The organism is Accumulibacter sp., from assembly GCF_031732815.1.
Lineage (GTDB): Bacteria > Pseudomonadota > Gammaproteobacteria > Burkholderiales > Rhodocyclaceae > Accumulibacter.
On sequence record NZ_JAVMKF010000278.1, the window covers coordinates 1 to 16,153 of the forward strand.

At 64.6% G+C, this 16,153-nt stretch carries 20 protein-coding genes; 6 read left to right on the top strand and 14 right to left on the bottom strand.

All coding sequences use genetic code 11. From position 1 onward, the window contains the following. The 4 genes from RKP46_RS16185 to RKP46_RS16200 all read right to left on the bottom strand — a co-directional run. The coding region (locus tag RKP46_RS16185; protein ID WP_311107571.1) for an FAD-dependent oxidoreductase at positions 1-535 on the bottom strand (535 nt) is incomplete at its 3' end. Further along, complete coding sequence (gene sdhD, locus RKP46_RS16190) at positions 536-883, bottom strand: succinate dehydrogenase, hydrophobic membrane anchor protein (protein ID WP_311107572.1); 348 nt, start codon at positions 881-883, stop codon at positions 536-538. It abuts the gene before it with no gap. Further along, positions 877-1,269: a succinate dehydrogenase, cytochrome b556 subunit gene (sdhC, locus tag RKP46_RS16195; RefSeq protein WP_300333904.1), complete on the bottom strand. Its 393-nt coding sequence runs from the start codon at positions 1,267-1,269 to the stop codon at positions 877-879. Before sdhC ends, sdhD begins: the two co-directional genes overlap by 7 nt. 119 nt (positions 1,270-1,388) lie before the next feature. Continuing rightward, positions 1,389-2,126, bottom strand: coding sequence for a GntR family transcriptional regulator (locus RKP46_RS16200; RefSeq protein WP_311107573.1), 738 nt, complete (start codon positions 2,124-2,126; stop codon positions 1,389-1,391). A gap of 216 nt (positions 2,127-2,342) precedes the next feature. Here RKP46_RS16200 and RKP46_RS16205 point away from each other — a divergent pair, with 216 nt between their 5' ends. Together RKP46_RS16205 and RKP46_RS16210 are read left to right on the top strand one after the other, a co-directional pair. Further along, positions 2,343-3,329, top strand: a complete 987-nt coding sequence (locus RKP46_RS16205; RefSeq protein WP_311107574.1) for a malate dehydrogenase — start codon at positions 2,343-2,345, stop codon at positions 3,327-3,329. Between the two features lie 158 nt (positions 3,330-3,487). After that, a complete protein-coding gene (locus tag RKP46_RS16210) occupies positions 3,488-3,838 on the top strand; it encodes a nucleotide pyrophosphohydrolase (protein ID WP_311107575.1) in 351 nt (116 codons plus the stop codon). 33 nt (positions 3,839-3,871) lie between these two features. On the opposite strand, the gene RKP46_RS16215 is transcribed toward RKP46_RS16210, so the two are convergent. Together RKP46_RS16215 and RKP46_RS16220 are read right to left on the bottom strand one after the other, a co-directional pair. Then, positions 3,872-4,729, bottom strand: a complete 858-nt coding sequence (locus RKP46_RS16215) for a 23S rRNA (adenine(2030)-N(6))-methyltransferase RlmJ (protein ID WP_311107576.1) — start codon at positions 4,727-4,729, stop codon at positions 3,872-3,874. A gap of 24 nt (positions 4,730-4,753) precedes the next feature. Then, positions 4,754-6,001, bottom strand: coding sequence for a nitronate monooxygenase (locus RKP46_RS16220; RefSeq protein ID WP_311107577.1), 1,248 nt, complete (start codon positions 5,999-6,001; stop codon positions 4,754-4,756). A 313-nt stretch (positions 6,002-6,314) separates the two neighbouring features. Between RKP46_RS16220 and RKP46_RS16225 the strand changes: the two genes are divergently transcribed. Together RKP46_RS16225 and RKP46_RS16230 are read left to right on the top strand one after the other, a co-directional pair. Beyond that, positions 6,315-7,199, top strand: coding sequence for an alpha/beta hydrolase (locus RKP46_RS16225; protein ID WP_311107578.1), 885 nt, complete (start codon positions 6,315-6,317; stop codon positions 7,197-7,199). Positions 7,200-7,210: 11 nt separating this feature from the next. Next, complete coding sequence (locus RKP46_RS16230; RefSeq protein ID WP_311107579.1) at positions 7,211-8,716, top strand: exonuclease domain-containing protein; 1,506 nt, start codon at positions 7,211-7,213, stop codon at positions 8,714-8,716. On the opposite strand, the gene RKP46_RS16235 is transcribed toward RKP46_RS16230, so the two are convergent. The 6 genes from RKP46_RS16235 to mltG are packed head-to-tail and all read right to left on the bottom strand — an operon-like array spanning position 8,708 to position 13,218. Then, the gene (locus tag RKP46_RS16235) at positions 8,708-9,370 is read right to left on the bottom strand and encodes an ankyrin repeat domain-containing protein (protein ID WP_311107580.1); all 663 of its coding nucleotides are present in this window, start codon (positions 9,368-9,370) and stop codon (positions 8,708-8,710) included. The two genes, RKP46_RS16230 and RKP46_RS16235, sit on opposite strands and share 9 nt — an antisense overlap. Beyond that, positions 9,367-10,149: a TatD family hydrolase gene (locus tag RKP46_RS16240; RefSeq protein WP_311107581.1), complete on the bottom strand. Its 783-nt coding sequence runs from the start codon at positions 10,147-10,149 to the stop codon at positions 9,367-9,369. Before RKP46_RS16240 ends, RKP46_RS16235 begins: the two co-directional genes overlap by 4 nt. Next, positions 10,149-10,532, bottom strand: coding sequence for a PilZ domain-containing protein (locus RKP46_RS16245; protein WP_311107582.1), 384 nt, complete (start codon positions 10,530-10,532; stop codon positions 10,149-10,151). Before RKP46_RS16245 ends, RKP46_RS16240 begins: the two co-directional genes overlap by 1 nt. 6 nt (positions 10,533-10,538) lie before the next feature. Then, on the bottom strand, positions 10,539-11,585 hold the full coding sequence (holB, locus tag RKP46_RS16250; RefSeq protein ID WP_311107583.1) for a DNA polymerase III subunit delta': 1,047 nt from the start codon (positions 11,583-11,585) through the stop codon (positions 10,539-10,541). Next, a complete protein-coding gene (gene tmk / locus RKP46_RS16255) occupies positions 11,582-12,220 on the bottom strand; it encodes a dTMP kinase (RefSeq protein WP_311107584.1) in 639 nt (212 codons plus the stop codon). The genes holB and tmk overlap by 4 nt, the downstream gene beginning before the upstream one ends. Further along, a complete protein-coding gene (mltG, locus tag RKP46_RS16260) occupies positions 12,217-13,218 on the bottom strand; it encodes an endolytic transglycosylase MltG (RefSeq protein ID WP_311107585.1) in 1,002 nt (333 codons plus the stop codon). The genes tmk and mltG overlap by 4 nt, the downstream gene beginning before the upstream one ends. A 150-nt stretch (positions 13,219-13,368) precedes the next feature. Between mltG and RKP46_RS16265 the strand changes: the two genes are divergently transcribed. Both RKP46_RS16265 and RKP46_RS16270 read left to right on the top strand, forming a co-directional pair. Continuing rightward, positions 13,369-14,385: a folate-binding protein gene (locus tag RKP46_RS16265; RefSeq protein ID WP_311107586.1), complete on the top strand. Its 1,017-nt coding sequence runs from the start codon at positions 13,369-13,371 to the stop codon at positions 14,383-14,385. Between the two features lie 39 nt (positions 14,386-14,424). Continuing rightward, entirely contained in the window at positions 14,425-15,207 is a 783-nt protein-coding gene (locus RKP46_RS16270) for an NRDE family protein (protein ID WP_311107587.1), read from the top strand. Here RKP46_RS16270 and RKP46_RS16275 read toward each other — a convergent pair. Together RKP46_RS16275 and tadA are read right to left on the bottom strand one after the other, a co-directional pair. Then, complete coding sequence (locus RKP46_RS16275) at positions 15,194-15,676, bottom strand: L,D-transpeptidase (RefSeq protein ID WP_311107588.1); 483 nt, start codon at positions 15,674-15,676, stop codon at positions 15,194-15,196. The genes RKP46_RS16270 and RKP46_RS16275 overlap by 14 nt on opposite strands. 1 nt (position 15,677) lies before the next feature. After that, positions 15,678-16,139, bottom strand: coding sequence for a tRNA adenosine(34) deaminase TadA (gene tadA, locus RKP46_RS16280; protein WP_311107589.1), 462 nt, complete (start codon positions 16,137-16,139; stop codon positions 15,678-15,680). Between the last annotated feature and the right edge of the window lie 14 nt (positions 16,140-16,153).

Consider the following 16,153-nt stretch of genomic DNA (forward strand, 5'->3'; position numbering starts at 1 on the left):
GCCCGGAATCATCGCGAATCAGGTCGAGCGCCATCCACTCGACGAAGAACTGCGTATTGGCGCGCACGTTGCGCTGATACAAGGCGTGCAACATGGCGTGCCCGGTACGGTCGGCCGCCGCACAGGCGCGCCGGACCGGCTTCTCGCCGAAGTTGGACATGTGCCCGCCGAACGGGCGCTGATAGATCTTGCCTTCGTCGGTGCGGTCGAACGGCATGCCGAAGTGCTCGAGTTCGACGACCACCTCGGGCGCCTTGCGGCACATGTACTCGATCGCGTCCTGGTCACCCAGCCAGTCCGACCCCTTGACCGTGTCGTACATGTGCCAGTGCCAATGGTCCTCCTCGGAGTTGCCCAGCGACGCCGAAACGCCGCCCTGGGCGGCGACGGTGTGCGAACGCGTCGGAAAGACCTTGGACAGCACGGCTGTCTTCAGGCCACCCTCGGACAACTGGATCGCTGCGCGCAGGCCGGAACCGCCGGCGCCGACGATCACTGCATCGAACTTACGTACCGGAATGCTTAGCTTGTTCACTTACATTCTCCACAGAATCTGAACCGCCCAGCCGGCGTAGCCGACGAGCACCGCAACTGTCGCAATCATCAGCAGAAGACGCAATCCGTCCGACTTGACGTAGTCCATCCAGATATCCCGGACGCCGATCCAGGCATGGTAGAAGACGCTGACGAAGAAGAGAAAGGTCGCGAAACGCATGAAACCGTTGGCAAAGATGCCGCGCCATGCGTCGAAGGAGTCGGGACCGACGGCGCCGACGACAACCAGGAAAATGACCGTATAGACCGCCATGATGATGGCCGTCGCGCGCTGGATGATCCAGTCCTTGAGGCCATAGTGGGCCCCGACGAGTATGCGGTTTACCATAATACTTTCGCTCCAATGATCAGCGTCAGCGCGATGCTGACGGCGAAGACGACCTTGCTCGACAGACGAGCCGATTCGAGGTCTATCCCCTTGTGCAGGTCAAGCATCAGATAGCGGATGCCGGCGCAGAAGTGATGCATGTAGAGCCAGATCAGTCCCAGGAGGACGAGCTTGGCAAGCGGATGTCCGACCACGCCCTTGACGACGGCGAAGGTCTCGGCCGAGGCAAGGCTGCCTTGCAGCAGCCATAGGAGGAAAGGCAGGAGCAGGAAGATCACCGCCCCGCTGATCCGGTGAATGATCGACAGGATACCTGGAAGCGGTAGCCTGATCGTCGGCAAGTCCAAGTTCTTCGGACGCTTTTTCGTGATTGCCATCTCTGCCATGAACGTCATCCCTGTTATGTTATGCAGTCGCATGCGGACCGCCTGACCCCTTCAAAACCGCACTCGATTATAAACCATCGCAGCGCACCATACCGACCCGTCCCGTCTCCTCGCGCAGCTCAGCCGAGCTGATTGTGATAATGATAATTGCGTGTCGAATAGAAGCCACGGCGCCATTCGACCGGCTTGCCACCATACGTCATGGTGACACGTTCGACGAGCAGCAGCGGGCTTCCCTCGGCCACCTGCAGCAACTCCGCGCTCACCCGATCAGCCGACACGGCGCGCAACCGTTCGTCGGCGCGGATCATGCGCACGCCGTAGCGGCTTTCGAACAGACTGTAGAGGGATTCGCCGGAACGCAGCACATCCAGCGAAAGATCGGGAAAAAGTTCGCTCGGCAGATAGATTTCGTCGAACACCACGGGCTCCTCGCCAAGCTTGAGCAGGCGCCGAACGATAGTGATCGCCGCCCCCGGTTCAAGTGCAAGCAGACGCGCGACATCCGGACCAGCTTTTGCGCGCCAGCACTCGAGCGGCACGCTCTGAGAAATCTGCAGTTCGCCGTCATTCGGCACGAGGCGCAGGAAGCGGAAGAACGAACCCGGATCCTTGTGCGTCGCCACGAAGGTTCCCTTGCCCTGCTGGCGAACGAGGAGGTTTTCCGCGGCCATTTCATCGACCGCCTTGCGCACGGTGCCCTGGCTCACTCCGAAGCGCACGGCCAGTTCGGATTCGCTGGGAATCGAGTCGCCCGGCCGCCACTCCCCCGATTCGAGACCATGCATGATCAGATCCTTGATCTGCCGATACAGCGGACTGAACGTAGGAGAATGAAAGGGCGCCGACCTGTTCATGGAGCGTCATTTCAGCATAATTTTCGCTGCGCGTCCATCGTGTTCCTGTTTCAAATATCATATATAAGACATAAGATACGCCATGGATTTGACATCCAGCGATCGGCAGCTCTATCATTCCCCCGATTTGCTGCCCGGCCTGCTTGTCGGCTTACTGGGCACAGCCGATCGCTTACCGCTCATTTCTTGCTCATCACTCACGACAGGAGCCGCATCATGTCCAAAGCCCCCATGCGCGTCGCGGTCACCGGCGCCGCCGGCCAAATCGGTTACAGCCTGCTTTTCCGGATTGCTTCCGGCGAAATGCTTGGCAAGGACCAACCCGTCATTCTTCAGCTCCTCGACCTGCCGCAAGCCCAGAAGGCATGCCAGGGCGTCATCATGGAGCTTGAAGACTGCGCATTTCCGCTGCTCGCCGGCATGTTCGCCACCGACGATCCGAACGTGGCCTTCAAGGACGCCGACGTCTGCCTGCTCGTCGGTGCGCGTCCGCGCGGCCCCGGCATGGAACGGGCCGATCTGCTGACCGCCAACGGCGCAATCTTCACCGTACAGGGCAAGGCGATTGCTGAAAACGCCAAGGAAGACGTGCGCGTCCTGGTCGTCGGCAACCCGTGCAACACCAATGCGCTGATCGCCGGATCGGCAGCGCGCAAGGTCGGGCGCACCAACCCGGCCAACTACCACGGCATGCTGCGCCTCGACCACAACCGCGCGCTGTCGCAGCTCGCCACGAAGACGGGCCGGCCGGTCGCCAGCTTCAAGCAGCTCGTTGTCTGGGGCAACCATTCGCCGACGATGTACGCCGACTACCGCAACTGCACCTCGAACGGCGACAACGTCAAGGCGCTGATCAACGACGCCGCGTGGAACAACGATATTTTCCTGCCCACCGTCGGCAAGCGCGGCGCAGCGATCATCGACGCCCGCGGCCTGTCGTCGGCGGCTTCGGCTGCCAACGCGGCGATCGACCACATGCGTGACTGGGTTCTCGGTTCGAGCGAATGGGTGACCATGGGTGTCCCCTCGGACGGCTCGTACGGCATTCCAGCCGGCATCGTCTTCGGTTTCCCGTGCGAATGCCAGGGCGGCTCGTTCAAGATCATTCAAGGGATCGAGATTGACGACTACTCACGCGACAAGCTCAACAAGACGCTGAAGGAACTCACTGACGAGCGCGACGCGGTCAAAGACATGCTTTGATTGCTTCTCACTGCGCTGGACAAGCCGCGGCCATGCCGCGGCTTTTCTTTTGGCCCCCGCTTCGCCCTGATCGCGCCCAGCGATCTCTCGCTCCGCAAACCGCCTCTGGCCAGCGAGCCAAGCCTGCTTGGCGAAAGCTTTCCCGCCCTTTTCAGCCGATGAACCCACTGACCGAACTGACCACGGAGATACTGCGCTTTCGCGACGAACGCAACTGGGCGCAGTTTCACTCGCTGCGTAATCTGATCGTTTCGCTGAACCTCGAAGCGGCCGAACTGCTCGAGCTGACGCAGTGGAAGAGCGACGCCGAAGTATCGGCAGCCGCCAGCGGCCCGGCGCGCAGCGCCCTGCACGACGAATGCGCCGATGTGCTGATCTATCTCCTGCTGATCGCCGAGTGCGCCGGGATCGATCTGCTCGAAGCAGCGCGCGCCAAGCTGCTCAAGAACGCAGCCAGATATCCCGTCGCTTCGAGCTATGGATCAAGCCGCAAGCACCCGTCGCCGTAAGCTCGCCCGCGCTGCACCAGCACGGCCGGACACTCATGAGCCCGGAGCGGCGCCACCAGACTCAAGCGTGAAACCCGCACCGGCGTCGACCGCCAGCGCTTCGACCAGACGGGGCATCACTTCCTGCAGTTGCGCCGCCAGCGTCCATGGCGGGTTAATCACGAACAAGCCGCTGCCGTGCATGCCGAAGCCGTCCGCCGACGGCGTCCTGACGCGCAATCCGACATGCAGCCAATCGGTGGCCGGCAGACGTTTCAAGCGCTGCGGAAGTGCGTGCGCTTCGCGCCGGGTAAGCTGTGGATACCACAGAGCATAGGTTCCCCCCGGGAAACGCTGCAAGGCTTCCTGCAGCGCGCGGATGACCCGCTCGTAGTCGCGCTTGTCCTCGTAAGCCGGATCGATGAAGACCAGCGCCCGTCGTGAGGGTGGAGGAAGCAGCGCCTTGATCGCCGCCAGCCCGTCGCTTCCCGCGACCTGCACGCGCTGCCCGAAGGCCAGCATATTCTCCCTTAGATGGAGCACGTCTCGGCTGTGCAGTTCGAAGAGCCGCAGGACGTCGTGACTGCGCGTCGTCCACGCGGCGAGCAAGGGCGAACCCGGATACACGCGCAAACGACCGTCGCCGTTCAGGCGCTCAACCAGACGCAGGTAGTCGGTAACGAGCGGCGGCAGATCGTCGCGCTGCCACAGTCGTCCGATGCCAGCACGATGTTCGGCCAGCTTCGCTGCCAACGCCGAATCGAGCGCGTACGAGCCAGCTCCGGCATGCGTATCGATGTACGTGAAGGACTTTTCCTTGCGCGCGAGGTAGGCCGTCAACTGGACGACGACGATGTGCTTGAGAACGTCGGCGTGGTTGCCGGCATGAAAAGCGTGGCGGTAACTGAGCATGGCCTGATCGCTGCCAGCCGCTTTCTACTCGGGTGCCGGAAGTATTCTACCGTCGGTGCTGAACTGGTAATCTTGAAAGACATGTTCGGCGCTGAGCAATTGGTAGGTCCCGTCCGACAAGCGGCGCGAAGTATCTTTCAGGCGGTAGGCGTAATGCCCGCAGGTCCAGCAATCGAAGTTGCGCATCTGCGTGCACAGGCAGGTCTTGTCCTTCACCGAGATGCGTTTGACCCCCGGATTGGCCGCCACCTCGCGATTGTAGGCGGTGATGTACGAACAACTGCCATTGCTGTCGAGCAGGTAACCATAGGCCTCGCAGTTCGGTCGAATGCCGTCGCCGATCGCCGGGCTGTTGCTTAACATGCGCATCGGATAACCCGTGGGCGAAATCAGATTCACTTCGATCTGGTCTTCGGTGGCGGCGAAGTAGCGCTGCTTGACATCCTCCGGCAAGCCGCATTCCTTCGAAACGGTAAAGCGCGTAGCAACCTGCACGGCCGCCGCACCCTGCTCAAGAAAGGCCACGGCATCGCTGCCGGTGAAGATTCCGCCGGCCGGAATCAGCGGGATGTCGAGTTGCTCCGCCTGCAGATGACGATGGATTTCGCCAAAGATCGTCGCCAGATCGTATTCCTGCCAATCCATGCCGAAACCGAGATGGCCGCCGGCCAGCGGACCTTCGACGACCACGTAGTCAGGCAGCCGATTACAGCGCGCCGTCTTGCGCAGGAACAATTGCAGCGCACGCAGCGAAGAGACGATGATTCCCAGCTTGGCGTCGCGAAATCGCGGGTGGTCCTCGATCAGGGCAAACGAGCCAAGATGCAGTCCAGCCGCCAGGGTGATTCCGTCCACCCCGGCGTCCAGCGCGCCGGCCATGCGTACGCGCAAGGTCTCGCGCGGTGCATTCATGGTCAGCTTTTCCATGCAATTGACGAAGATCAGGCCATCGCCGCGCTTTGCCTCCATCGTCCTGCCCACGTGCATCCTGGTCGCCTCGGCCAACTGGCCAAGGTCGAAGCGAACGACCGACTTATCCGGATTGGCGACATTGAATTTGTACTGCTGGAGCTTGTCCTTGACGAACTTGGCGTTGAATCGGCGATCGGCTACCGTGTTCACCATCGCGTCGGAAATGTGCCCCACTCCACCCAGACGAGCCGCCTCGAGCGCCAGTTCGGCGGTCGAGATGTCAACCCCCATCCCGCCGATGACGATCGGCACCAGCTCATGTTTACCGAAACGCAGACGGAAATCATCAACCCTCTTCATCCATTTCCTTCCGAACCCGGGCCGGTACCTTCGGCCGACCCGACGCGGTGATCACGGCGACCCCCAAGACCCGGGCATTATCGCTCATCACACGCCCCGATGGCTTGATCGGCGCAACGAAAACGCATCAAGTGGTGCCTCGGTGGCAATTCCGACACAAGATGTGCGCCGGATGCGTCAGCACGACCGCTCCTGGCGACCTCTTCTCCAGCGCAGCGCTGGCGTCCATACGCTTGTCGCGCCGGTGACGCGAATTCGGTGGTAGATTGTCGGCTGTCGGCTCCCGCATTTTTCCCACTACACCGGTTCTTCCATGCCACAGATTACCGCCAACAGGATTCAGATCGAGTATGAAAGTTTCGGTTCGCCGGCGTCTCCGGCGATCCTGCTCGTCATGGGGCTGGGTGCTCAACTCGGCCGCTGGCCGGTGGAGCTTTGCCAGGCGCTCGTTGCGCGCGGTTTCCGCGCCATCCGTTTCGACAACCGCGACTGCGGTCTGTCGAGCAAACTCGACGACGCCGGCGTTCCCGACATCGCGCGCGCACTGCGCACCGGTCAGCCACCGCAGGCGCCGTACACACTGGACGACATGGCAGCGGACAGCGTCGGCTTGCTCGACGCGCTGGGAATCGAGCGCGCGCATATCGTCGGCGCCTCGATGGGCGGCGCAATCGCCCAGATCGTCGCCGCCCGACACGCGGCACGCACGCTCTCGCTGACCTGCATCATGACGACCAGCGGCCACCCCGACCTGCCGCCACCGACGCCCGCGGCAGCGCGTGCGCTGTTCTCGCCGCTCCCTCCTTCGCGTGACAAGGAAAGCCTGATCGAGGATGCGATCCGTCGCCAGCTGGCCGTCGCCAGCCCCGATTTTCCGAGTTGCCCGCAGCGCCTGCGCGAGCAGTTCACCGTCGAGCATGAACGCGGCTTCCACCCGCGTGGCGTCACCCGCCAACTCGCCGCCTTTCTCGCCAGCAGCGATCGCCGCGCTTTGCTGCAGACGATCGGCGTTCCCACCCTGGTCCTGCACGGCGCCCTCGACCCCTTGATCCCGGTCGCCTGCGGCTACGATGTGGCAGCACACATTCCCGGCGCACGCATCCGGGTCATCGACGGAATGGCGCACGACCTTCCACTCGCCCTGACCGATGTCTTTGCCGACGAAATCGCAACCCTGGCGCGCGCTAGCACGCCCTGAAGCCCGCGCCCATGCAACTCCCCGGGGCGCGTTCTGCGCCTGACGAAGCGAACGACCCGGCGCCGCCACCATCCACCGGCGTCGAACTGCCCGATTCGCTGGTCTTCCTCGACCTGGAAACGAGTGGCGCCAATCTGGCCAACGATCGGATCATCGAAATCGGGCTGGTCGAAGTCGACCGCCAGGGCGTTCGCGAGTGGAACGTTCTGGTCAATCCGGGGATTCCTGTCTCGCCTTTCGTCGCCCAACTGACCGGCATCGACGACGCAATGCTGAGCAATGCGCCGACTTTCGCTGAGATCGCCCGCGAGTTGCTCGAGCGACTGCGCGGCAAGGTACTCATCGCGCACAACGCGCGCTTCGACTACAGCTTCCTGAAAGGCGAGTTCTCCCGCCTGGCGATCGACTTCCGCATGCCGACGCTATGCACCGTCCGCCTCTCGCGCAAGCTGTTTCCCGAGCATCACCGGCACAATCTGGATGCGCTGGTGACTCGCCATCAACTGCGCATCTCGGGCAATCGCCACCGTGCGCTGACCGACGCTCAACTCCTGTGGGAACTGTGGCAATGCTGGCAGCGCGAGTTGCCGGAATCGTCGGTCGAAAACGCAGTCGCTGCGTTGATCGGCCTGCCCGCCTGGCCGCCCCAGGTGGACGCGCGGATCATCGACGACCTGCCCGAAGCAGCCGGCGCCTTCGCCCTCTACGCGGTTGACGGCCGCTTGCTCGTCGCCAAGAGCTGCAGCAACATTCGCCGGCACGTTGTGGCGCAGTTCGCCACCGGCAAACGTGCCAGCCAATGGCGCGAGGCAACCCGGCGAATCGACTGGCGCGAAGCCGCCGGAGAGTTCGGCGCCCATTTGCACGCGTTCGAATTCGAGCGCTCAGCGAAAGCCTCAACCGACAACTTCGTCGCCAGCGATGGACGCCGGCCGCTCCCCGGCGCCAGCAGCGACCTCTGTTCGTGGCAGGTCCGACCGGTCGCCGACGGCGAGTTCCGGGTGCAGCTCGTGCGCGCCGACGAGCTGGATTTCGCCTTGTACGACGACCTCTTCGGCTTGTATGGCAACGACCGCGAGGCCGTGCGTGCGCTGCGCCAGATGGCCGACGCACACCATCTGTGTCATCAACACCTGGGGCTGGACGATTCAGCCGCCGGGCAGGCGTGCGCCGCCTACCGACAGAAGAACTGCCGTGGTGTCTGCATCGGGCGCGAGGCCGCCGCCCTGCACGCGGCCCGTCTGCTGACCGCGATCGCGCGCTGGAAACTGAAACCGTGGCCTTTCGCCGGACCGATCGTCCTGCTCGAGCGCGACGCCTATGGCTGGCGTGAGGACCTGCACCTGATCGATCGTTGGCGTCACGTGTGTACGCTGCACAGCGAAGAGGCGCTACAGGCCCGCCTGCTGGCTGGCCCGGGCGAACAGCCGTTTGCCCCCGAGGTCTATCGCTTGGTCAGTCGCGCCTTGGCGGGCGGCAAGATCGTCCTGCGTCGACTCCCCGCCTGGTCAACGTAGCGGCGGCGCGCCCACCGCGCTGCCGGCCCTTCCGCCCGCCTGGCGCAGCAGATCGGCGATGTCGGTATTCTCGGTCGTCAGCGCCCAGTCGACCGCCGTCGCACCGCGATCGTTGGCGATATTCGGGTCGGCCTGCTGGCGCAGGAGCAGTTTGACGACATCGATATGGCCAAAGCGCGCGGCAAAAAGCAGCGCCGTCGAGCCGTTCTCTGTCCGCGCATTCACCTCGGCGCCTTTTTTCAGCAGGTAGTCGGCAACGGCCGTATGCCCGTTGAAGGCGGCGTAGATCAGTGGCGGCCAGCCGTACAGATTGATGTCTGCACCGCTTTCGACCAGGCGTTGAACAAAATGCAGGTGGCCCCGGTAGGCGGCCAGACTCAGTGCCGTCTCACCATTCCGGTTGCGCGTGTTCAGCCGCGCGCGCCTGTGCAGCAGGAAATCAAAAAACGCCTTGTTCTCGCGCTGAACGCTTTGCATCAGCAGCGTATTGCCGTTGCGGTCGACCGAGTTGACGTCCATTCCCCGGTTGATGAGTTGAATCGCCCACGGCGTGTCGCCCGAGATCAGCGCTTCCTCCATGTCCTCGTAAGCCCCCGCCCAGGCAAGGAAAGGGAGCAGGACAACAAGCAGCGCGAGGCGAGTAATCTTCTTCATGGTGTAACTTTCGAACGGGCCTCGGCAAAGAGACGGAAAAAATTCTCGGTCGTTGCGGCAGCGATTTCCTCGCTTGGCACGCCGCGCAAGCGGGCGATCTCGTCGGCAACGTAGCGCACGTAGGCCGGCTGGTTGGTCTTGCCACGAAACGGCACCGGCGCCAGATACGGCGAGTCGGTCTCGACCAGCAGACGGTCGAGGGGCACACGCTGTGCGACATCGCGTACGCCGCTGGCGTTCTTGAAGGTGACGATGCCGGAAAGCGAGATATGGAAGCCGAGGTCGAGCGCCTGGCGGGCAATCGACCAGCCTTCGGTAAAGCAGTGCATGATCCCACCGACGTCGCTCGCCTGCTCCTCGGCCAGCAGGCGCAGCGTGTCTTCGGCCGCTTCGCGCATGTGGATGACGAGCGGCTTGCCGGCGACGCGTGCGGCACGAATGTGGTTGCGAAAACGCTCGCGCTGCCACTCGGGCATGTCCTTGTGCCAATAGTAGTCGAGCCCCGTCTCGCCGATCGCGATGACGCGCGGATGCTGCACCAGCTTGACGATGTCTTCGCAACTCGGCTCGCGCCCGCCTTGCACTTCGGGATGGACGCCGACCGTCGCCAGGATCTGCGGCCACTTCTCGGCCAGGGCAAGGACGCGCGGCAAGTCCTCAAGCGTCACGCCGATGCAAACGGCACAGCCGACACCGTCGCGCGCCATGGCGGCGACGATCTCGCCCACCCGTTGTGAGAGCGCCGGAAAGTCGAGGTGGCAGTGCGAGTCGACCAGCATCAGATCGTATGCGTCGGACGGCCCGACTGCATGACACCGCCGAGCAGAGCCTCGATGCGCCGACGCGCCTCGACGCCGCTCTCGTCGTTCTTGAAGTGCACGCCGATCCCCTGCACCTTGTTGTTCTGCGCGCCGAGCGGCGTGATCCAGACGACCGTCCCGGCGATTGGCAGCTTGGCTGCATCGTCCATCAGCGAGAGCAGCATGAACACTTCGTCGCCAATCGAGTAGTTGCGCGTTGTCGGCACAAAGATGCCGCCGTTCTTGAGAACGGGCATGTACGCGGCGTACAAGGCCGACTTCGAGTTGATGTTCAAGGACAGCACGCTGGGCCGCGGCGACGCGGCGATAGCCGGCTTGCTGGGCGTTTCCACTTCTGCCATGACCCCTCAGGAGGTGCGAAAAGCCGCCTGGTAGTTCAGGAAGAAGTCTTCGAGAAACAGGCGGCTGTTCACGGGTTGCTCACACTGGACCTTGTATTGTAATGCCTTTCTGTCAAATGCCAAGAGTCGCTGCGGACTGCTCAGGGCAGCCAGGCGGCACAGGAGAGGGGCCTGAGCGCGAAAATAGCGTGGCGCCAGGCCGGCACTCGTCAGCATCAGGTCAAGCAGCCACTTCTGCGCCCAATCCACCGTGCGCTTCAGCGCGCCGGGACGCTTCTCGGCGCGAACCACCTTGTCTAGATTGGCCGCCGCGAGCAGCGGGTCGAGCGCCGCGCCCTGCTCGACCTCGGCCAGCCATGCGGCAAGCAGCCGGCGTTCGCCGCTGTGGGCAAGATCGAGCGCCAGCAGGGGTGCCCCGCCGGCCAGTGCCAGCCAGTTGTCGGCTTCGTTTACACCGGCTGCGCCTAGCCACTCGATGGCCACTGCGCGCGCCGGCTGGCGCAGCGGAAGCTGCTGGCAGCGGCTGCGGATGGTCGGCAGCAGGCGGTGCATTTCGCTGGCAACCAGGATGAACAAGGTGCCAGCCGGCGGCTCCTCGAGCGACTTGAGCAGAGCGTTGGCCGTCGCTCGATTCATCGCTTCGGCCGGATTGAGCAGAATGATGCGCAGCCCCTGGCGATGCGTTCCCACGTGGAGAAAATCGTCGAGCTCGCGCACCTGGTCGATCGTGATCTGCTGACCTGCTCTCCTGCCGGTAGCCGCCTCGTCACCATCCGGTGCGGCCGGCGCCTCGCTCTCGACCAGTGCGGCCGGCTGCAGCAGCCTGAAATCCGGATGGTTGCCTTGTCCCAGCCAACTGCACGGCGGACAACTGCCGCACGCGTCACCCGCTGCGGTCGGTCGAGCGCACAGGAGCAGATAGGCAAAAGCGCGGGCCAGCTCGAATTTGCCGATCCCCCGCTGACCGCCGAGGAGAAGCGCGTGCGGCAAGCGGGCACGCCGCGCGAGCAACTCGCGCCAGACCTGATCGTGCAGACTGTGGATCGGCATCATCGGCAGAGCAGGCTGATCCTCGCCTCGAGCACCTGCCGGACACGCGCTCTGTCCTGCGTCGAATCAACGATCTGGATGCGCTGCGGCGCCGCTGCGGCGCGCTCGAGATAGGCCTGCCGAACGCGCTCGTGGAAGTCGCCACGCTCCTGTTCGAAGCGGTCGAGCGGACGCTCCTGCGCTGCCATTCGCGCCCGCGCGACCGCCGACGGCAAATCGAAGAGGAAAGTCAGATCGGGCTGCAGGTGCGCATGCACCAGGTTTTCCAGGAGGCCGAACTTTGCCTTGTCGACACCTCTTCCACCGCTCTGGTAGGCGTAGGTTGCGTCGCTGAAGCGATCGCAGACGACCCAGTCGCCGCGTTGCAGCGCCGGTTCGATCAGGCCCGCCAGGTGCTCCCGGCGCGCCGCGAACATCAGGAGCGTTTCGGTCTCGTGATGCATGGCGGAGTGCAGCAACAGTTCGCGCAGCCTCTCGCCCAGCGGTGTTCCGCCCGGCTCGCGTGTCAGCAGGACGGAATATCCGCGCGCGCGCAGGAATTCACCGATGCCGGCAACATGCGTACTCTTGCCCGCGCCGTCGATCCCTTCGAAAGTGATGAACCTGCCGCGCTGCGCGGGCTGCTGATCGGCTGTCATGGTTTGCTCCGCCTCTGGAAGCGACCGACCGCTTCGTTGTGTTCGTCGAGCGTGCGTGAAAAGTGACTGCTGCCGTCGCCGCGCGCTACGAAATAAAGCGCGTCGCTCGCTGCTGGATGCAACGCGGCACGCAGCGAAGCCAAGCCCGGCAGGGCGATCGGCGTCGGCGGCAGACCGCGCCGCGTGTAGGTATTGTAAGGCGTATCGGCGAGCAGGTCGCGCTTGCGCAGGTTGCCGTCGAAAGCTTCGCCGAGACCGTAGATCACCGTCGGGTCGGTCTGCAACAACATCCCCTGGCGCAGACGGTTGACGAAGACACCGGCAATCAGCGACCGCTCATCAGCGCGTCCGGTCTCCTTTTCGATGATCGAAGCCATGATCAGCGCCTGGTAGGCATCGCGATACGGCAGACCATCGGCGCGTGTCTGCCATTCGCGCGCCAGGTGCGCCTGCATTGCGCGATAGGCGCGCGCCAGCAGATCGAGGTCGCTCGACCGCTTGGAGAAGAGATAGGTATCCGGGAAGAACAGGCCCTCGGCGGCCGCCTCGCGCGCCCCCAGGCGAGTCAGCAGTTCGCTGTCCGGCAGGCCGGCCGTGTCGTGTTGCAGGTCGGCATGGGCATCCAGACGCGCGCGCAACTGGCGGAAGGTCCACCCCTCGATGATCAGCAGCTCGGCCTGGGTGACGTCGCCGCGCGTCAGTTTGCCGAGCAGATCGAGCATCGTGCTGCCCTGGGCAAGCTCGTAACTGCCCGCCTTGATCGAGGATTCGACGCGCAGCACACGTGCCAAGCCGATCAGCAGCCACGGTTCGATGTCGGCCCCGGCGGCAGCGATCTCGCCCGCCGCCAGGCGCATGCTGCTGCCCGCGCCAATCGTGAACTCGATCTTCCCACCGGCCAGGGGGATCGGCGAGAAGACCCGCCAAAGCAGGCCTGCGGCAAGCAGCGCGAACAGCAGGAGAACGAGCAGAAGAGACTGGCGTACGAGTCGGCGCATCGATCCGGCGCAGCCGGCGGGCTGCTGGGCGAGGAAGAAAGCGAGCGGAGTGGCTCTATAATAGCCGAAACCGCGCGCCCGGACGGCGCGCCCCGGTGCACCCGAGGCGCGCACGGCCGGGCGCTTGTCATATCTTGAACGGACAGCACGATGAATCTGACCTGGAAGGATTTTCTCCTGACCACCGGGGCGCGCTGGGCGAACGGCGTGGCGGCCGATTTCGGCGACCCGGCAGGCGAACTGGCGGCAGCCGGCACGACGACGACGATCATCGCGCCGCTCGCCCACCTCGGCCTGCTCGCAGTGCACGGCAGCGATGCGCCAGCCTTCCTGCACAACCAACTGACCAGCGACGTCAAACACCTGCCGCCGAATGCCGCGCAACACTCCGCCTGGTGTTCGGCCAAGGGCCGGATGCTCGCCAGCTTCCTGACCTTTCGTACCGCCGACAGCTTTCTCCTGCAACTCGCCGCCGACCTCGCACCGGCCATTGCGCAGCGATTGCAGATGTTCGTCCTGCGCAGCCAGGTGGTCGTCGCCGACCGCTCCGCCGACTATGTTCTGCTTGGCCTGGCCGGAGCGCAGTGTCGAGCGGCGCTCGCAGCGAGCGGGCTGCCGACGCCGGAGGCGGCGCTGAGCACGCTTGCCAGCGCCGCTGGCCTGGTCATCTGCCTGGCACCCGAGCGCTATGAAGTCGTCGTCGACCTGGCCGCTGCGCCGGCGCTCTGGTCGCAACTGGCTGCGCACGCCCGGCCGGTCGGCACGCCCGTCTGGCAGTGGCTGGACATCCGGGCCGGTGTTCCGCTGATCACCCGGCGCACGAGCGAGGAGTTTGTCCCGCAGATGGCGGACTTCGAACGTCTGGGCGGCGTCAGCTTCCACAAGGGCTGCTACCCCGGCCAGGAGGTCGTCGCGCGCACCCAGTACCTGGGCAAGGTAAAGCGTCATCTCTATCGTGTACACGCGGCCACCGCGATCGACATCGGCCAGGCGATTTTTGCCCGCGACGCGCCCGACCGACCCTGCGGCACGATCGCCAATGCAGCGCCGGCGCCGACCGGCGGCTACGAGGCACTCGCCGTCATTCAGGAGAATTACGCACTCTCCGGCGCGCTGGCGCTCGCCGCGGCAGACGGCCCGCGCGTCGAACTCGTAGCCGGCGACTGAGCGCGAGCGGCGCCACAGCTCAGCCCCGCAGCGACCCACATGTGCCTGATTCTGCTCGCCTGGCAGGCGCATACGGACTACCCGCTGGTGGTCGCGGCGAACCGCGACGAGTTCTTCGCCCGACCATCGGCGCCCGCCGCCTTCTGGCCCGAAGCGCCGCAGGTCTGTGCCGGGCGCGACCTTGAAGCCGGCGGTACCTGGCTGGGCATCAGCCGCAACCAACGCTTCGCCGCCCTGACCAATTTCCGCGAGGGCCGGCAGTCCGCCGTCGGCTGCCGCTCGCGAGGCGAACTGGTCGCCGACTTTCTCACCGGAACGGCAGCGCCGCTGGACTACCTGGCGAGCGTCGCCAGCCATGCCGGCGATTACAACGGTTTCAACCTTTTCGTCGGCGACGCGGATTCACTCGCCTACTACGCCAACCGCGGCGCTCAGCCACCGCAGCGGCTGGCCGCCGGGATCTACGGCTTGTCCAACCATCTGCTCGACACCCCGTGGCCGAAACTGGCAACTGCCCGACGCGCTTTTGCCGAATCGCTGGCCAGCCTGCCGGCAAGCGAGCCCTTCTTCACTCTGCTCGCCGATCAGGAAATCGTTGCCGACCGGCACCTGCCCGCGACCGGCGTGTCGCTCGACTGGGAACGTATCCTGTCGGCCATCTTCGTGCGCTCGACGACCTACGGCACGCGTGCTTCGACGCTGCTCATGCGGCACCTTGACGGTCAAACGACACTGCTCGAACGCAGCTTCGATGCCGACGCAAAACGGATCGGCGAAACCAGCGAAACCTTCCGCTCGGCGCCAAAGCTCAATCCTCGCTGATCAGGACGGGCGTGTAGGCCGGCACGAGCGCGAAGAGTTCGAGCAGATCGGCGTTGCGCATACGGATGCAGCCACGCGAGCCCGGCCGACCGAGCGGGCTGCTGTCCGGACAGCCATGAATGTAGACGTAGCGGCGCATCGTATCCACCTGGCCGAGTCGATTGCGCCCCGGTTCGCAACCCGAGAGCCAGAGAATCCGCGTCAGAATCCAGTCGCGCCCGGGAAACTGCTCGGCCAGGCGTGCGGAGTAGATCTCGCCGGTCGCCCGGCGGGCGACGAATACCGCGTTCTCCGGTTGCCCGGCGCCAATCTTGGCGCGCACGATGTGGCGGCCACGCGGCGTACAGTAACTGCCGCGCGTCTCGCCCGCACCGCGCGCCGCGGTCGACACCAAGTAGCTGTGCAGCACCTGCCCGGCGCCATCGTAGAGCCTCAGCCGCTGTTCCTTGAGCGAGACCTCGATGCGCATCTCATCCTCCCTTTTCAGCGCGACGGCGGGCAAAGAAATCCGCCAGCAGGCGGCCGCACTCGTCGGCCAGTATCCCGCCAACCACCGCTGTGTGGTGGTTCAGCCGGGCAACGGCAAAGAGATCGACGACGCTGCCGTGCACACCGGTCTTCGGATCGCGCGCGCCATAGACCAGACGGCTGATCCGCGCCTGCAGCACCGCTCCGGCGCACATCGCGCACGGTTCGAGCGTGACGAAGAGCTCGCATCCGGGCAGGCGGTAATTGCGCAGATTGCGTGCGGCGTCGCGCAGTGCGGCGATCTCGGCGTGCGCGGTCGGATCGTGTTCGCCGATCGGCGAATTGAAGCCACGCCCGACGACCACCCCATCGCGTACGACCAGCGCGCCGACCGGCACTTCACCCAGACACTCGGCCGCCTGCGCGAGCGACAGCGCCTCGCGCATGAAATACTCGTCGTTCATCATCGGACGAATTC

What these genes read in the sequence shown, in the direction of transcription:
- sdhD (WP_311107572.1), bottom strand. Translation starts at nt 883, where the DNA reads ATGGTAAACCGCATACTCGTCGGGGCCCACTATGGCCTCAAGGACTGG.
- sdhC (WP_300333904.1), bottom strand. Translation starts at nt 1,269, where the DNA reads ATGGCAGAGATGGCAATCACGAAAAAGCGTCCGAAGAACTTGGACTTG.
- RKP46_RS16200 (WP_311107573.1), bottom strand. Translation starts at nt 2,126, where the DNA reads ATGAACAGGTCGGCGCCCTTTCATTCTCCTACGTTCAGTCCGCTGTAT.
- RKP46_RS16205 (WP_311107574.1), top strand. Translation starts at nt 2,343, where the DNA reads ATGTCCAAAGCCCCCATGCGCGTCGCGGTCACCGGCGCCGCCGGCCAA.
- RKP46_RS16210 (WP_311107575.1), top strand. Translation starts at nt 3,488, where the DNA reads ATGAACCCACTGACCGAACTGACCACGGAGATACTGCGCTTTCGCGAC.
- RKP46_RS16215 (WP_311107576.1), bottom strand. Translation starts at nt 4,729, where the DNA reads ATGCTCAGTTACCGCCACGCTTTTCATGCCGGCAACCACGCCGACGTT.
- RKP46_RS16220 (WP_311107577.1), bottom strand. Translation starts at nt 6,001, where the DNA reads ATGAAGAGGGTTGATGATTTCCGTCTGCGTTTCGGTAAACATGAGCTG.
- RKP46_RS16225 (WP_311107578.1), top strand. Translation starts at nt 6,315, where the DNA reads ATGCCACAGATTACCGCCAACAGGATTCAGATCGAGTATGAAAGTTTC.
- RKP46_RS16230 (WP_311107579.1), top strand. Translation starts at nt 7,211, where the DNA reads ATGCAACTCCCCGGGGCGCGTTCTGCGCCTGACGAAGCGAACGACCCG.
- RKP46_RS16235 (WP_311107580.1), bottom strand. Translation starts at nt 9,370, where the DNA reads ATGAAGAAGATTACTCGCCTCGCGCTGCTTGTTGTCCTGCTCCCTTTC.
- RKP46_RS16240 (WP_311107581.1), bottom strand. Translation starts at nt 10,149, where the DNA reads ATGCTGGTCGACTCGCACTGCCACCTCGACTTTCCGGCGCTCTCACAA.
- RKP46_RS16245 (WP_311107582.1), bottom strand. Translation starts at nt 10,532, where the DNA reads ATGGCAGAAGTGGAAACGCCCAGCAAGCCGGCTATCGCCGCGTCGCCG.
- holB (WP_311107583.1), bottom strand. Translation starts at nt 11,585, where the DNA reads ATGATGCCGATCCACAGTCTGCACGATCAGGTCTGGCGCGAGTTGCTC.
- tmk (WP_311107584.1), bottom strand. Translation starts at nt 12,220, where the DNA reads ATGACAGCCGATCAGCAGCCCGCGCAGCGCGGCAGGTTCATCACTTTC.
- mltG (WP_311107585.1), bottom strand. Translation starts at nt 13,218, where the DNA reads ATGCGCCGACTCGTACGCCAGTCTCTTCTGCTCGTTCTCCTGCTGTTC.
- RKP46_RS16265 (WP_311107586.1), top strand. Translation starts at nt 13,369, where the DNA reads ATGAATCTGACCTGGAAGGATTTTCTCCTGACCACCGGGGCGCGCTGG.
- RKP46_RS16270 (WP_311107587.1), top strand. Translation starts at nt 14,425, where the DNA reads ATGTGCCTGATTCTGCTCGCCTGGCAGGCGCATACGGACTACCCGCTG.
- RKP46_RS16275 (WP_311107588.1), bottom strand. Translation starts at nt 15,676, where the DNA reads ATGCGCATCGAGGTCTCGCTCAAGGAACAGCGGCTGAGGCTCTACGAT.
- tadA (WP_311107589.1), bottom strand. Translation starts at nt 16,139, where the DNA reads ATGAACGACGAGTATTTCATGCGCGAGGCGCTGTCGCTCGCGCAGGCG.